The sequence below is a fragment of the Streptantibioticus parmotrematis genome (assembly GCF_019890615.1).
Taxonomy (GTDB): Bacteria; Actinomycetota; Actinomycetes; order Streptomycetales; family Streptomycetaceae; genus Streptantibioticus_D; species Streptantibioticus_D parmotrematis.
The window spans coordinates 72,082-86,221 of the sequence record NZ_JAINVZ010000008.1 but is presented as its reverse complement, the minus strand read 5'-3'; the positions used below and the strand labels follow the sequence as shown (position 1 = coordinate 86,221).

The window sequence follows — 14,140 nt, the reverse complement described above, 5'->3', positions numbered from 1 at the left end:
GACGGCGCAGGTGGGGGTCGGTGTGGCGGGCCCACCACGCAGGCGGGCCCGCCCCGGTCAACAGGGCCTGGACGCCTACCCCTTGACCGCACCCGACGTCAGCCCGGAGACGACCGCCTTGCGGAAGATCAGCACGAGCAGCGCGATGGGGAACATCGCCACGGCCGACGCGGCGAAGATGGTGCCGTAGGGCGTCGTGTACTGCCCGCCGAACAGGGCGATGCCCACCGGGATCGTGCGGTAGCGGTCCTCACTGTCCAGCGACAGCGCGACGAGGAACTCCGTCCACGCGGCGACGAAGGTGAACACACCGGCGGTGAACAGCCCGGGCAGCGCCTGCGGCAGGATGATCGACACCACCGTGCGCACGGGCGAGGCGCCGTCCATCCACGCCACCTCCTCCATCTCCTTGGGGATGGCGAGGAAGTAGTTGCGCAGGATCCAGATGGCGAACGGCAGGTCCAGCGCGGTGTACGCGATGATCAGGCCCTGGTAGCTGTTGAGCCAGCCGACGTCGCGCATCAGCAGGTACAGCGGCGCGACCAGTGCGACGGTCGGGAAGAGCGAGATCATCAGCAGCGCCACCATGATGCCGCCGCGTCCGCGCACCGGCAGCCGTCCCATCGCGTACCCGGCGAACGTGCCGAGCGCGAGCACCAGCACGGTGGTGACGACGGCGACGATCACGGAGTTCTCGATGTAGGTGGCGAAGTGGTACGTGGAGAACGCGGACGAGTAGTTGGCGCCGGTCGGCCGGTGCGGGAACAGGTCGGAGGTGGCGACCTCCGTCGTGCTCTTGAAGGAGCTGCTGACCAGCCAGTACAGCGGCAGTGCCACGAAGAGCGCGACGAGCAGCGCGGCCAGGTTGGTGCCGTTGAGCCAGCGGGCCGCCGGGCGCTTGCGCCAGGGGACGGACGGCGTACGGGGATCGGGCGTCGTCGTCATGTCAGTTCTCCTCGGTTCCGACCTGGGCGCGGAAGACCTTGAGGAACAGCAGGCAGCCGAGGAGCACCAGGACGGCGGTGCTGGTGGCCACCGCCGCGCCGGGGCCGAACTTCAGGTCGGTGAACAGCACGCGGTAGCCGAGCACCGCGAGCGACTCGGTGCTGGTGCCCGGTCCTCCGTTGGTCAGCACGAACGGCAGGTCGAACAGGCCGAACGCCTGGAGGATGCGGAACATCACGGCGATCGCCAGGGTGGGCCGCAGCAGCGGGAGCCGCACCTGCCAGAAGGTGGTCCAGGCGCTCGCGCCGTCGATGCGGGCGGCCTCGACGATGTCACCGGGCAGCATGACGAGTCCGGCGAGCACGATGATGGCGACGAACGGTGTGGTCTTCCAGATGTCGGCGGCGGCCATCGCCACGGCGGCCTCGACGGGGGTGCCGAGCACGTTGACGTCGTGGCCGATCAGCGGGTGCAGTACGGAGTTGAGCACGCCGTACACACCGTTGTAGATGTACGCCCACAGCTGGGCGGAGATGACCGTGATCATCGCCCAGGGCATCAGCAGCAGCGCCATCATCCAGCCGCGCCCGGTCTTCAGCCGCTCCAGGACCAGGGCGATGGCGGTGCCGAGGACGATCTCCACGACGACCGTGCCGATGGTGTAGAGCACCGTGAAGTACAGCGCGTGGCGCCAGCGCGGGGAGTCGAACAGGATGCCGTAGTTGCCGGTGGTGGTGCCGGACAGGTGGATACCGCTGCCGGTCACGTCGACGTTGCTGAACGACATGACCACGGAGAAGACGATGGGGAACAACAGCACGGCGGCGATGACCAGCAGGGCGGGTGAGGCGAAGAGCCACCCCAACCTGGCTCCGCGGCGCTGGAGTTGGGAGGCGGCGGGCCTGCGGGCCGCGGCCTCGGCCGGTGGAGGTGCGGGCGGCGGGGCGTCGGGGCCGCTGCGCGTGGCGGTGTTCGGCATACGGGTTCCTGGTGGCTGCGAGGGCGGACGGTCCGGGGCGGCGGCCCCGTCGCGTGGGACGGCGCGAGGCGGGGCCGGTGGGGGCGCCGGGCGGTGTGCCCGGCGCCCGGCTCGGCTACAGGCCGCCCTGGCCCAGGGCCTGGTCGATGGCCTTGTTCGCGGCGCTCAGGGCCGACTGCGGGCTGGCGGACCCGGTCAGCGCGGCGTTGACGTTGCTGTAGATGCCCTGGCTGACCTGGGAGTAGGCGGCGACGTTGGACGGCCGCGCGCGCAGCTTGTTCTTGGCGGCGATGGGGTACGCGGGGTTGGCGGCCTGCACGCCCGGGTCGGCCAGGGCCGCCGCGTTGGACGGGATCTCACCGCCCTGGGTGGCGATGATCTTCTGGGCGACGGTGGAGGTCATCCACTTGACGAAGGCGACGCTGGCGCCCAGGTTCTTGGTGTGCGGGTTGACGTAGAGGTTCCAGCCGCCGGTGGCCGAGTAGCCCGGGCCCTGCTGTCCGGCGAAGGTGGGCAGGGTGGCGATGCCGACCTTGCCGGCGACCTTGGAGCTGGAGGCGCTGTTGGAATCGGCGTACGCGTACGTCCAGTTGCGCAGGAACGCCACCTGGCCGGAGGTGAACAGGGACTCCGACTGCTGTTCCTGGAAGCTGGTGACCGCGTTCGGCGCGACCTTGCTGGTGATCAGTCCGCGCATGTAGCTGAGCGCCTTGGTCGCGGCCGGTGAGTCGATGGTCGACTTCGTGCCCGCCGTGTTCACGCTCTGGCCGCCCGCGTCCGCCTCGAACTCGGTGAAGTCGCAGGTGAGTCCCTCGTAGGAGTCGAACTGCCCGGCGAATCCGTACTTGACCGCGCCGTCCTTCTGCAACGTCTGCGCCTCGCTCTGCAGTTGTTCCCACGTGGTGGGAACCGGCAGGTGGGCCTTGGTGAGCAGGTCCTTGCGGTAGAAGAGGAAGGCGTTGTCGGTGAACAGCGGCGCGGCCATCTTCTGCCCGTTGTAGGTCACGCTGTCGACCAGGCCGGAGGAGAAGCCCTTCCAGTAGCTCGCGGGCAGGTACTTGTCGAGCGGCAGCGCGAGCCCCGCCTTGCCGAACTGCGCCGGCCACACCACGTCGCCGTTGTAGACGTCGAAGCCCGAACTGCCGCCGGAGATCTGCGTGGTGAGCGCCGAGCGGAACGCGTCGGAGTCGCTGGGCGCCTGCTCCAGCTTGACGGTGATCCCCGGGTTGGCCTTCTCGAACGCGGTGATCAGCGTCTTGCGCACGTCGGTTCCGGTCGGGCCGAACTGGTTGGCGTACCAGGTGATGGTGCCCTTCGCCGGGCCGGCGCTGGGCGCTGAACTGCCGGAGCCGCCGGAGGAACAGGCGGTGGCGGCGGTCAGCACGGTGACGGTTCCTATCGCGGCGAGCACGGTACGGCGGGTGGAGGAGGACATGGGATCTCCCGGAAGGGGTGAGGGTTGGCGGGTGCGGACGTGACGGCGGAAGTGGTGAGCGGTGTCAGGAGAAGGGGGCGCGGACGGTGTCCCTGATGACCAGGCAGGCCGCGCCGCGGGCCCACAGGTCGTCGGTGACGGGATCGGACGACACCTCGCAGTCGTGCGCGGCCGTGGAGAAGGCGTGGTACGCGAGGGCGTCGTCCATCGCGGGCCGCAGCAAGTCGTACGCGGCGGCGCCCTCCCCGGCGAGGATGATCCTGGCCGGGTTGAGCAGGTTGCACAGGGTGGCCAGGCCCCGGCCGAGCGCGTCGCCCGCGGCGGCGAAGGCGGCGCGGGCGGCCCGGGCGTCCGGACCCCGCCCGTCACGGGCGAGGCGGACCGCCTGCGCCAGGTCCTGGCAGTCCACGCCCGCCTGCCGCAGCCGGGCCAGGACGGCGCAGGTGGACGCCAGCGACTCCAGGCAGCCGCGCCGTCCGCACCCGCAGACCGGGCCCGCGGGGTCGACCGGGATGTGACCGAACTCCGCGGCGATCCCGGTGGCGCCGGTGAACAGCGCGCCGTCCAGCAGCAGTCCGCATCCGATGCCGGGGCCGATGGAGACCACCGCGAAGGTGTCGACGTCGCGTCCGCCGCCGAACCAGCGTTCCGCCACCGCGAGCGCGTTGGCGTCGTTGGCCACGGTGGTGGGCAGTCCGGTGGCTTCCGCCAGCGGCGCGGCCACCGGCACGTCGTGCCAGCCGAGCAGTCCCGAGTAACGGCACACCCCCTGGGCGGTGTCGACGTGGCCGGACATGCCGACGCCGATGCCGAGGGTGCGCCCGGCCGCGTCCGGCACGTCGGCGAGCAGATCACGTACGACCCGAGCGGCGGTGGACAGCACGGTGGGCGCGGTGTGGTCGGCGACCGGGCGCTCCGCCCTGGCCAGCACCTGGGCGCCCATGTCCGTGACGACGGCGGCGACATGAGTGGGCGTCAGCTTCACCCCGGCCACCAGGTGGCGTTCGGGGTTGACGCTCAGCAGACGCTGCGGGCGGCCGGGGCCGGTGACGCGGGCGCCTTCCTCGCGCAGATAGCCCGCGTCGAGCAGGGGCGGCAGCATTCGGGTCACGGTGGAGGGCGACAGGCCGAGGCGTTTCGCCAGCCGGGTACGGGAGATGGGGCCCGCGGTGAGCACGAGGCCGAACAACTCGGCTCTCGCGGCCTCACCGACGAGTCCGGCCGCGGACTGCCGGGTTCCGGTGGCACGGGCGGTGGCCATGGGCGTCGCTTCTCCTCGGCGCGGGAACGTGCGGGCCGGTGTGGCAGGTGAAGGGAGTCTGTTCAGGCGGGTTTCGTGTGTCAAGAAAAAAACTCACCGTTATCAAAGAGAGTCCTCGCGCCGAGCGGTGTTCCGGCCGTCGTCAAGCGCAACGTCGGCTCGGACTTGAGCACTTGTGGAGGGCCATGGGCAAGTGGGCCTGGAGTGCCGGACGTTAGCGGTGTGGCCGGGGACACGACGCGGTCGCCGTTTCCGCGTTCACCTCATGAAGACAATCCGGGGCGTACCGGATCGCCCCGCCTCGTCTCAGCCGTCGCGTCGCGCGTCGGCGGCCACCGGGGCCGTTCGGTCCCGGGTGGGGGACGTACGGACGGCGCGGCACGCGGTCCGGCTCCCCTAGCGTGCGGACCAGGGCGCCAGGACACACGGCGCGAGCCCGCGGGAGGAGAGCACGGTGGAAAGCGACAGGGAACCGGACCGGATCGTCGTCGGCGTGGACGGCTCGGCGACGTCGAAGGACGCGCTGCGCTGGGCCGTGCGGCAGGCGCGGCTGACGGGATCCGTGGTGGAGGCGGTGACCGCCTGGGACTATCCGCAGTTCTACGGCTCGATGGGATGGATGCCGGCCGCGACCGACCTGGGCCTGGAGGAGGCCGCGGGCAAGGCGCTCGGTACGGCCGTCGAGGAGGTCGGCGCCGAGTACCCGGACGGCCCCGGCGTCGAGATCAGGGCAAGCGTGGGATGCGGGGTCCCGGCGACCGTGCTGCTGGAGGCGGCCATGGGGGCGGCCCTGCTGGTGGTGGGCAACCGGGGGCACGGCGGCTTCACGGAGGCGCTGCTCGGGTCGGTGGGGCAGCACTGCGTGCAGCACGCGCAGTGCCCGGTCGTGGTGATCAGGGAGGGCGGGGCCGACAGCCGCTGAGGGCTTCGGACGGTCCTCGCCGACCGCCGCCGACCCACGCCGACCGGCTGTGACCCGGCCGGTCGAAGGACAGCCGTGGCCGCGCGGACTTACCGTGGACGTGGACGACTCCCGGTGGTCCGAGCGGAGGGACCGGCAGCGATGGAACGCGCGTTCGATGCTGAGCGGCTGCCAGGGCTGCGCCTGGACCGACTGCTGGAGGAGCTCCAGGTCCGCATCGACGCCGTACGCGGCACCCGCGACCGCATCCACTCGCTGCTGGAGGCGGTCCTGTCGGTCGGCCGCGAGCTCGACCTGCCGCACGTGCTGCGGCGCATCGTCGAGGCGGCGGTGATCCTGGTGGACGCCGAGTACGGCGCGCTCGGGGTGATCGGCGACGACGAGACGCTGGTGCAGTTCCTGCACGTGGGCGTCTCCGAGGAGCAGGCCCACGCGATCGGCCCGCTCCCGTCGGGTCACGGCATCCTCGGCGAGCTGATCCGCCATCCCGAACCGCTGCGCCTCGCGGAGCTGTCCGAACACCCGGCGTCCTACGGCTTCCCGGCCCACCATCCGCCGATGCACTCGTTCCTCGGGGTCCCGATCCGGGTGCGTGACGAGGTCTTCGGCAACCTCTACCTGACCGAGAAGCACGGCGGCAAGGAGTTCGACGGCGAGGACGAGACCGTGCTGTCCACGCTGGCGGTCGCCGCGGGCGTGGCGATCGAGAACGCCAGGCTGTACGAGGAGGCACGACAGCGGCAGCGGTGGATGGAGGCGAGCGCCGAGGTCACCCGCCGCCTGCTGTCCGGGGTGGACGACATCCCGGTGCTCGAGGTCGCGGTGGAGCGGGCCCGGACGATCCTCGACGCCGACCTCGGCGCGGTCGCGCTGCCGCAGGACGGACACGACGCACTGCGGGTCGTCTTCGCCTCCGGCCTGGAGGCGGAGGTGCACCAGGACCGGCTGCTGCCGGTGGAGGGCACGTTCATGGGCGCCGCCTTCGCCTCGGCCGACGCGGTCACCAGCACCGACGTGGCGCACGATCCCACCGTGACGACCGGGCCGCTGCACGGCGCGGGGCTCGGTCCCGCGGTCGCCGTGCGGATGGGCACCGGTGAGCGGGTGCGCGGGGTGCTGCTGCTGGCCAGGGCGCCGGGCAAGCCGGCGTTCTACAAGGAGGACGTGGCACCGCTGGCCGGGTTCGCCGGGCAGGCGGCGGTCGCCATGGAGCTGGACGAGCGCCGCCGGGACGCCGAGCGCAGCGCGCTGGCCGAGGACCACGACCGCATCGCCCGCGACCTGCACGATCTGGCGATCCAGCGGTTGTTCGCCACCGGGATGACGTTGCAGAGCGCCGTGCGCTACGTCGAGCACCCGCAGGCGACCGAGCGGCTGCTGCGCGCGGTGGACGACCTGGACGAGACCATCAAGATCATCCGTTCGACCATCTTCGGGCTGCGCAGCCGCGACACCGGTCCGGCGGCCTCCGGGCTGCGGGCCCGGGCCGCCGCCGCGGTCGAACAGCAGGTGCCCGCGCTCGGGTTCAGTCCGGCGCTGCGGCTCGAAGGACTGCTCGACACGGACGTCGCCCGGCAGCCCGGCGACGGCGCGGTGGCGGTGATCGGCGAGGCGCTGTCCAACGTCGCGCGGCACGCTGCGGCGACGGCGGCCTCGGTGACGCTCGCGGCCCGCGACGGCACGCTGACGGTGACCGTGGCGGACAACGGCCGGGGCATCCCGCGCGACAGCCACCGCAGTGGCCTGCGCAACCTCGCCGAGCGCGCCCAGCGGCTGGGCGGCACGCTGACCGTCGGCGCGGGGCAGGACGGCGGCACCCGGCTGACCTGGTCGGTTCCGCTGGAGTAGGCCGCGGACGGCGCCAGCCCGGCCATCCCACTCGCGGCGTCGGGGTGACCCGTCCGGCCCTAGCGGGGCCGTCGCGCGCCCGGGCAGGCTGGCACGGCAGCCCGCGCGCCGCCGGACGGAGCGCGCGGGCACCGGCCTGCCCGACGACGTTTCGGAGGAAGTCATGCGCGACATCCCGGCGCGCGAAGCCGAGGGAGCCACCGACGAGGAGCTGCGCCTGCTGGACGCGCACTGGCGCGCCGCCAACTACCTGGCGGTGGGCCAGATCTACCTGATGGACAACCCACTGCTGACCGAGCCGCTGCGCGCCGAGCACATCAAGCCGCGCCTGCTGGGCCACTGGGGTACCTCGCCCGGCCTGAACCTGGTCCACACCCACCTCAACCGCGTCATCGCGGCCCGCGACCTGGACGCCATGTGCGTGTGGGGTCCCGGGCACGGCGGCCCCGCGGTGCTGGCCAACTCCTGGCTGGACGGCAGTTACACCGAGACCTATCCGGACGTCAGCCGGGACGCGCCGGGGATGGCGCGGTTGTTCCGGCAGTTCTCGTTCCCCGGCGGCGTGCCGAGTCACGTGGCGCCGGAGACCCCCGGTTCCGTTCACGAGGGCGGCGAGCTGGGCTACGCCCTGTCCCACGCGTACGGGGCGGCGCTGGACAACCCGGGGCTGCTGGTCGCGTGTGTGATCGGCGACGGCGAGGCGGAGACCGGGCCGCTGGCCACGTCGTGGCATTCCAACAAGTTCCTCGACCCGGTGCACGACGGCGCGGTGCTGCCGATCCTGCATCTGAACGGCTACAAGATCGCCAACCCGACCGTGCTGGCCCGCCTGCCCGAGCCCGAACTCGACGAGCTGATGCGGGGGTTGGGGCACGAGCCGATCCACGTCACCGGCACACCGGACGACGACCCGCTCGACGTGCACCGCGCGATGGCCGTCGCGATGGACACCGCGCTCGACCGCGTCGCGGCGATCCAGCGCTCGGCGCGGGAGGAGGGGGTGACCGAGCGTCCGCGCTGGCCGGTCGTCGTGCTGCGCACCCCGAAGGGCTGGACCGGTCCGGCCGAGGTGGACGGCCTGCCGGTGGAGAACACCTGGCGTGCCCATCAGGTCCCGCTCGCGTCGGTGCGCGAGAACCCGGACCATCTGCGGCAGTTGGAAGCCTGGATGAGGTCCTACCGGCCCGGAGAGCTGTTCGGCGAGGACGGCCGGCCGCTGCCCGACGTGCTGGCGACGATGCCGCGGGGCCCACGTCGGCTCGGCGCCAATCCGCATGCCAACGGCGGCCTGTTGCTGCGCGAGCTGCCGGTGCCGCCGCTGGAGCGGTACGCGGTCGAGGTCGACCCCGGCAAGCCCGGCGCCACGCAACACGAGCCGACCCGCGTACTGGGCGGCCTGCTCGAAGACGTCATGGAGGCGACCACCGACAGCCGCGACTTCCGGGTGGTCGGCCCGGACGAGACCGCGTCCAACCGGCTGGAGGCGCTGTACCGGGCCACCGGCAAGGCGTGGGAGGCCGAGACCCTGCCGACGGACGAGCACCTGGCGCGTGGCGGACGGGTGATGGAGATCCTCTCCGAACACACCTGCCAAGGCTGGCTGGAGGGCTATCTTCTGACGGGTCGTCACGGACTGTTCTCGTGCTACGAGGCGTTCGTGCACATCGTGGACTCGATGGTCAACCAGCACATCAAGTGGCTGCGGGTGACCCGCACGCTGCCGTGGCGGCGGCCCATCGCCTCGCTCAACTACCTGCTCACCTCGCACGTGTGGCGCCAGGACCACAACGGCTTCTCCCACCAGGACCCCGGGTTCATCGACCACGTGCTGAACAAGGCGCCCGAGGTGGTCCGCGTCTACCTGCCGCCGGACGCCAACACCCTGCTGTCGGTCGCCGACCACGTGCTGCGCAGCCGCGACTACGTCAACGTGGTCGTCGCGGGCAAGCAGCCGTGCTTCGACTGGCTCACCCTGGACCAGGCCCGTGCCCACTGCGCGCGGGGCGCGGGCGTGTGGGAGTGGGCCGGGACCGAGGACGGGGTACGCGAACCGCACGTCGTGCTGGCCTGCGCGGGCGACGTGCCGACGCAGGAGGTGCTGGCCGCCGCGAGCCTGCTGCGCGAGCACCTACCGGAGCTGTCGGTGCGCGTCGTCAACGTCGTCGACCTGGCCCGGTTGCTGCCCGAGGAGGAGCACCCGCACGGGATGACGGACGCGGAGTTCGACGCGCTGTTCACCCCGGACCGGCCGGTGGTCTTCGCGTACCACGGCTATCCGTGGCTGATCCACCGGTTGACCTACCGCCGCACCAACCACCGCGACCTGCACGTACGCGGCTACAAGGAGATCGGGACCACCACGACGCCGTTCGACATGGTGGTGCGCAACGACCTGGACCGCTACCGGCTCGTGATGGACGTCATCGACCGCGTGCCGGGCCTCGCGGTGCGCGCGGCGCCGGTGCGGCAGCACATGGAGGACCAGCGGCTGCGGCACCACGACTGGATCCGCGAGCACGGCGCCGACCTGCCGGAGGTCGCGCAGTGGCGGTGGAACGCCTGATCCCCGCGCCGCCCCGCGCCCCGTCACCCCGCGCCCGCGGTCTCACGCGTCGTCGAGCACGTCGCGTACGGCCCGGCGCGGGGTGGCGGGGCCCTGCGGACCGTAGCCGAGGCGGATGAGCATCTGGACGTGGCCGGGGCCGCTGTGGGCGTCGCGCAGGGCCCAGCGCAGGTCGTGCCATTCGAGCGCCTGGTGCAGCAGCGAGGCCACGGCGCGCTGCGCGGTGGCGACCAGCAGGACGCGCTCCAGCGCCTGCCCGGCGCGCAGCCAGTCGGCGGCGGCGTCACCGGAGGTGCTCAGCACCGCCAGGCACGGTTGCGCCTCGAACGCCTCGGGCGCGGGGCCGACGCCGGGCAGCAGCCCGGAGAAGTCCCGCACCGGCATCCTGCCCTGCGCGTCGCGCGGTCCGAGCGCGGAGGGCGGCACGCCGTCCACCCCGCCGGGGCGGATCCATGCCCGGCTCTCGGTGCGGCGCTCGGGATCGGTGTGGTCGCGCTGCTCGGCCTCCGCGGTCAGCCCCAGCAGCCTGGCGTTCTCCTCCGGCTCGGGGAAGCTCAGCCGGGTGCCCTCCGCGACGGCGGCCGCCAGCAGCTCGGCGCACAGGACGTCGGGCAGGCGGGCGCCGGTGAACGGGAAGCGGCTGGAGTGCCTGCGCCACACCGCGTCGTACAGGGCGGCCGGGTGGGCGTCCGGGCGGGGCGCGGAACCGGCGAGCCGGACGGCGGCGAGCACGTCGGGACGGGCGGGGTCCGGCAGCAGCCGCACCACCGGCTCCCAGCCGAAGTGGGCCGTGGCGACACGGATGTTGAACAGCGCCGCGCCCACGGACAGGTGCAGAGCCCTGGCGTGCGGGTCGGCGTGGCGCAGCTCGCGATCGGCAGCCGCGCGCATCTCCAGGGTGACCGTCTCGGGGTCCAGCCGGTAGCGCCACGGCTGGGTGTTGTGGATCGAGGGCGCCGCGGAGGCGGCGGCGATCAGCTTCTCCAGGGTCGCCGCGTCCAGCGTGGTCGGCGTGGTGGGGTTCATCGGGCTTCTCCTCCCGGCGCGCCCACGGGTAGCCGTGCCCCGTGGGGTTCCAGGATGCGGCGGCCGGGGCGCGCCGCGCGTGGGCCGAAGGTCCCCACCAGCGGGATCGCAGGGGGCGCCTCGGGCCCGTGAGGAGGTCGCCGGTCGCCGGTTCAGCAGCTCCGGGGGCCGCGCGGGCGGTCCGTGCGGTCACGGTCGCGGTCGGGGGCGGGGTGCGCGGAGGTGGACTGGGTGGCGAGCACGGCCGCCTGCACCCTGCGTTCGACGCCGAGCTTGGCCAGCAGCCGGGAGATGTGGTTCTTCACCGTCTTCTCGGAGAGGAAGAGCCGCTCACCGATCTGACGATTCGTCAGCCCTTCGCCGATCAGGGCGAGGATCTCGCGTTCCCGGGGCGACAGGCCCGAGAGCCGTTCGTCCCGCGGCTCCGGCTCGTCCTCGCCGCGCAGGCTCGTCATCAGCCGGGCGGTGGTCGCCGGGTCCAGCATGGACTGCCCGGAAGCGACCGTGCGCACCGCCGAGACCAGGTCCGATCCCTTGATCTGCTTCAGCACGTATCCCGCCGCGCCCGCCATGATCGCGTCCAGCAGGGCGTCGTCGTCGTCGAACGAGGTGAGCATCAGGCACGCCAACTCCGGCATCCTGCTGCGCAGTTCGCGGCAGACGGTGATGCCGTCGCCGTCCGGCAGCCGTACGTCGAGCACGGCGACGTCGGGCCGCAGCGCCGGGCCGCGGGCCAGCGCGTGGTCGGTGGAACCGGCCTCGCCGACCACCTCGATGTCGGGTTCGGCGTCCAGCAGGTCGTGCACCCCGCGCCGTACGACCTCGTGGTCGTCCAGCAGGAAGACCCTGATCGGCCGCTGCTCGGAGAAGCCAACCGCGTCGTCCATGCCGATCCCTTCACCTGTGGTCCGTGCTTCCGTCCCGGCCAGGCGATCATCGCGCACCGCGCGGGCGCCCGGATAGGGCCGAACGGCTCCGGGCGCGGCGTTCTCACACGGTCCCGCCGCGCCCGCGGTCCACTCTCCACCTTCCGCGAGCGGCACCCCGGCGGGGTGTGGGCCGAACGTCCCGGATGCGGGCCGAAGCGCCTCTGTCCGGGCCCGTCCGCCCGGCGCGACGCTGGCGTTCCGGGCCCGGGTCCGGGCTGGAGCGGGCAGGGCGGGCCGGAGAGGCGGTGGCGATGATGACGGCACAACTCCCGCTGGTGGTCGGCGTCGACGGATCGGACACCGCGTCGCAGGCGGTCGACTGGGCGGCGGACGAGGCGGCCCGGCACTCGGTCCCGTTGCTGTGCCTGCACGGCTCGCTGTGGGAGCGCTACGAGGGCGCGCTGCCGGACCTCGGCACGGACCGACCCGCCGAACAGGTCGCGGCCGAGGACATCGTGGCGAGTGCGGCGGCCCGCGCGAGCGCGCTGCGCCCCGAGGTGAAGGTGACCACCCGGGTGGTGGCCGCCGATCCGGCCGAGGCGCTGCTCGCCGAGTGCCGGCACTGCTTCGGCATCGTGGTCGGCAGCCGGGGCCGGGGCGGGCTGGCCGGGATGCTGCTGGGTTCGGTGGGCCTGACCGTGGCGGCGCGGGCGACCTGCCCGGTGGTCGTGGTGCGCGGCACGGCGGCGGGCCGCAGGGGCGAGCGGGACCGCGTGGTGCTGGGCGCCGGTGATCAGGACGAGGTGGCAGTGGCCGCCGCGTTCGCGTTCCGTGAGGCGGTCGTACGGCGGTGCGCGCTGGACGCGGTGCACGCCTGGCGGCGCACCGACGGCGCCGAGCGGAACGCGGCGGACGGCGTCGGCACGCGGACCGTGACGCCGACCGGTCCTGCGCCGGGCGACCGGCTGCTGGACGACGCGCTGCGCGACTTCGCCGAGGAGGAAGCGGACCTGGTCGTCAACCGCGAGACGGTCGAGGGCCCGGCCCGCAAGGCGTTGCTCGCCGCGGCGGCCTGCGCGGACCTGCTGGTGCTCGGCGCCCGGCGGCGCGCCGGGCACGTCGGACTCCAGCTCGGCCCGGTCAACCACGCGCTGCTGCACCACTCCCCCTGCCCGGTCGCCGTCGTACCGCAGCCGGACTGAGAACGCGGCCGCACTGAGAACGCGGCCGCACCGGGGGCGGGATCGGAAGGCCGGAACCTGCGGCGGGCTCAGTCGTACGGTACGACCGCCACCGGGCAGGGCGCGTGGTGCACGGAGGCGTGCGCGATCGGGCCGATGCCGTGCGGGCGTGCCGCGCCGGTGGCGTGGCGGCCGACCACGAGCAGCGCGGCGTCACGGGCGGCGTCCACCACGGCGCGGCCGGGGCTGTCCGCGACGAGGCGGGCGTCCACCGCGACGCCGGGGTGCTTGTCCCGCCAGGGCCGCAGCACGGCGTCGAGTTCCTCCCGGGCCGCCGCGTCCCCTTCGCCTCCGGACGCGGAGCGGTGCGGGTGCGGCAGCCTGCGGTCGGCGCGGACCACGCGCAGGGTCGCGTCGCGCCGGGCCGCCTCGTCGAACGCGAACGCCAGCACGCTGTCCGCCGGATGCCGGGTCCCGACGCCGGCCACCACGTCCCCCGCCGCGCCCGGTGTCGCGCCAGGCGCGCCGCGTACCAGGGCGACCGGGCAGGCCGCGTGCGCCGCGAGCCGCAGTCCGGTGGAGCCCAGCAGGAAGCCGCCGACGCCGCTGAGCCCGCGCGATCCCAGCACCAGCAGCAGCGCCTTCTCCGATTCGGCCAGCAGCGCGCCCTCGGGCTCGTACGGCACGAGTTCCGTGGTGATCTCCAGGCCGGGGTGGCGTTCGCGCAGCTCGGCCTCGGCGTCGGCGAGCAGGCGCGTGGCCCGGAGGTTCTGTTCGTCCTCGCGGGGGATCTGACGCGCGGTGACCGAGCCGAGCAGCCAGGCGTGCACCAGGCGCAGCGGCGCGTCGCACAGGAGGGCCTCGTGCGCCGCCCAGTGCGTGGCGGTCCGGCTTTCGGGGAATCCGTCGAGTCCGGCGGTGACGGGTCGTCGCATGGCCCGGCCTCCCGTTCGTCGTGGCACCTGCCCCCTCCACCCTGCCGTCGGTGCGCGCGGTCGCGCTTGGGCCATGCGGCCCCCGTAGCCGTGGCGCCGCCCGGATGTCGCGAGGAGGGGACCGTCGGCCGGGCGGTGGGGTCCACCGGCCCCAAGCAGCGGCCGTCGCGCGCGGC

At 73.3% G+C, this 14,140-nt stretch carries 11 protein-coding genes; 4 read left to right on the top strand and 7 right to left on the bottom strand.

Going from position 1 to position 14,140, the window contains the following annotated elements; translation table 11 throughout:
* Positions 1–75: 75 nt before the first annotated feature.
* The 4 genes from K7472_RS14225 to K7472_RS14210 all read right to left on the bottom strand — a co-directional run bounded on the left by K7472_RS14225 (position 76) and on the right by K7472_RS14210 (position 4,620).
* Complete coding sequence (locus K7472_RS14225) at positions 76–945, bottom strand: carbohydrate ABC transporter permease (protein ID WP_222977807.1); 870 nt, start codon at positions 943–945, stop codon at positions 76–78.
* Between the two features lies 1 nt (position 946).
* Complete coding sequence (locus K7472_RS14220) at positions 947–1,924, bottom strand: carbohydrate ABC transporter permease (protein WP_222977805.1); 978 nt, start codon at positions 1,922–1,924, stop codon at positions 947–949.
* Positions 1,925–2,039: 115 nt separating this feature from the next.
* Positions 2,040–3,359, bottom strand: coding sequence for an ABC transporter substrate-binding protein (locus K7472_RS14215; protein ID WP_222977804.1), 1,320 nt, complete (start codon positions 3,357–3,359; stop codon positions 2,040–2,042).
* Between the two features lie 64 nt (positions 3,360–3,423).
* The gene (locus tag K7472_RS14210; RefSeq protein WP_222977802.1) at positions 3,424–4,620 is read right to left on the bottom strand and encodes an ROK family transcriptional regulator; all 1,197 of its coding nucleotides are present in this window, start codon (positions 4,618–4,620) and stop codon (positions 3,424–3,426) included.
* A 454-nt stretch (positions 4,621–5,074) separates the two neighbouring features.
* Between K7472_RS14210 and K7472_RS14205 the strand changes: the two genes are divergently transcribed.
* The 3 genes from K7472_RS14205 (at position 5,075) to K7472_RS14195 (ending at position 9,953) form a co-directional block, all read left to right on the top strand.
* Complete coding sequence (locus K7472_RS14205) at positions 5,075–5,542, top strand: universal stress protein (protein ID WP_222977800.1); 468 nt, start codon at positions 5,075–5,077, stop codon at positions 5,540–5,542.
* 141 nt (positions 5,543–5,683) lie between these two features.
* The gene (locus tag K7472_RS14200) at positions 5,684–7,390 is read left to right on the top strand and encodes a sensor histidine kinase (protein WP_222977798.1); all 1,707 of its coding nucleotides are present in this window, start codon (positions 5,684–5,686) and stop codon (positions 7,388–7,390) included.
* Positions 7,391–7,553: 163 nt separating this feature from the next.
* Complete coding sequence (locus K7472_RS14195; protein ID WP_222977797.1) at positions 7,554–9,953, top strand: phosphoketolase family protein; 2,400 nt, start codon at positions 7,554–7,556, stop codon at positions 9,951–9,953.
* A 42-nt stretch (positions 9,954–9,995) separates the two neighbouring features.
* Here K7472_RS14195 and K7472_RS14190 read toward each other — a convergent pair whose 3' ends face one another.
* Positions 9,996–10,979, bottom strand: coding sequence for an Acg family FMN-binding oxidoreductase (locus K7472_RS14190; RefSeq protein WP_222977796.1), 984 nt, complete (start codon positions 10,977–10,979; stop codon positions 9,996–9,998).
* 152 nt (positions 10,980–11,131) lie between these two features.
* Positions 11,132–11,866 carry a response regulator gene (locus tag K7472_RS14185; protein WP_252395589.1) on the bottom strand — a complete coding sequence of 245 codons (735 nt, stop codon included), beginning with the start codon at positions 11,864–11,866 and terminating at the stop codon, positions 11,132–11,134.
* A 293-nt stretch (positions 11,867–12,159) separates the two neighbouring features.
* On the opposite strand from K7472_RS14185, the gene K7472_RS14180 reads away from it, so the two are divergent.
* Positions 12,160–13,050 (top strand): universal stress protein, encoded by an 891-nt coding sequence (locus K7472_RS14180; protein ID WP_222978035.1) that lies wholly within the window; start codon positions 12,160–12,162, stop codon positions 13,048–13,050.
* A gap of 68 nt (positions 13,051–13,118) precedes the next feature.
* Here K7472_RS14180 and K7472_RS14175 read toward each other — a convergent pair whose 3' ends face one another.
* Positions 13,119–13,964: a universal stress protein gene (locus K7472_RS14175; RefSeq protein ID WP_222977794.1), complete on the bottom strand. Its 846-nt coding sequence runs from the start codon at positions 13,962–13,964 to the stop codon at positions 13,119–13,121.
* Positions 13,965–14,140 lie beyond the last annotated feature (176 nt).

Excerpts from the sequence above, each read along its gene's own strand:
- K7472_RS14190 (WP_222977796.1), bottom strand. The coding sequence starts at position 10,979 with ATGAACCCCACCACGCCGACCACGCTGGACGCGGCGACCCTGGAGAAG.
- K7472_RS14180 (WP_222978035.1), top strand. The coding sequence starts at position 12,160 with ATGATGACGGCACAACTCCCGCTGGTGGTCGGCGTCGACGGATCGGAC.
- K7472_RS14175 (WP_222977794.1), bottom strand. The coding sequence starts at position 13,964 with ATGCGACGACCCGTCACCGCCGGACTCGACGGATTCCCCGAAAGCCGG.
- K7472_RS14225 (WP_222977807.1), bottom strand. The coding sequence starts at position 945 with ATGACGACGACGCCCGATCCCCGTACGCCGTCCGTCCCCTGGCGCAAG.
- K7472_RS14215 (WP_222977804.1), bottom strand. The coding sequence starts at position 3,359 with ATGTCCTCCTCCACCCGCCGTACCGTGCTCGCCGCGATAGGAACCGTC.
- K7472_RS14210 (WP_222977802.1), bottom strand. The coding sequence starts at position 4,620 with ATGGCCACCGCCCGTGCCACCGGAACCCGGCAGTCCGCGGCCGGACTC.
- K7472_RS14200 (WP_222977798.1), top strand. The coding sequence starts at position 5,684 with ATGGAACGCGCGTTCGATGCTGAGCGGCTGCCAGGGCTGCGCCTGGAC.
- K7472_RS14195 (WP_222977797.1), top strand. The coding sequence starts at position 7,554 with ATGCGCGACATCCCGGCGCGCGAAGCCGAGGGAGCCACCGACGAGGAG.
- K7472_RS14220 (WP_222977805.1), bottom strand. The coding sequence starts at position 1,924 with ATGCCGAACACCGCCACGCGCAGCGGCCCCGACGCCCCGCCGCCCGCA.
- K7472_RS14185 (WP_252395589.1), bottom strand. The coding sequence starts at position 11,866 with ATGGACGACGCGGTTGGCTTCTCCGAGCAGCGGCCGATCAGGGTCTTC.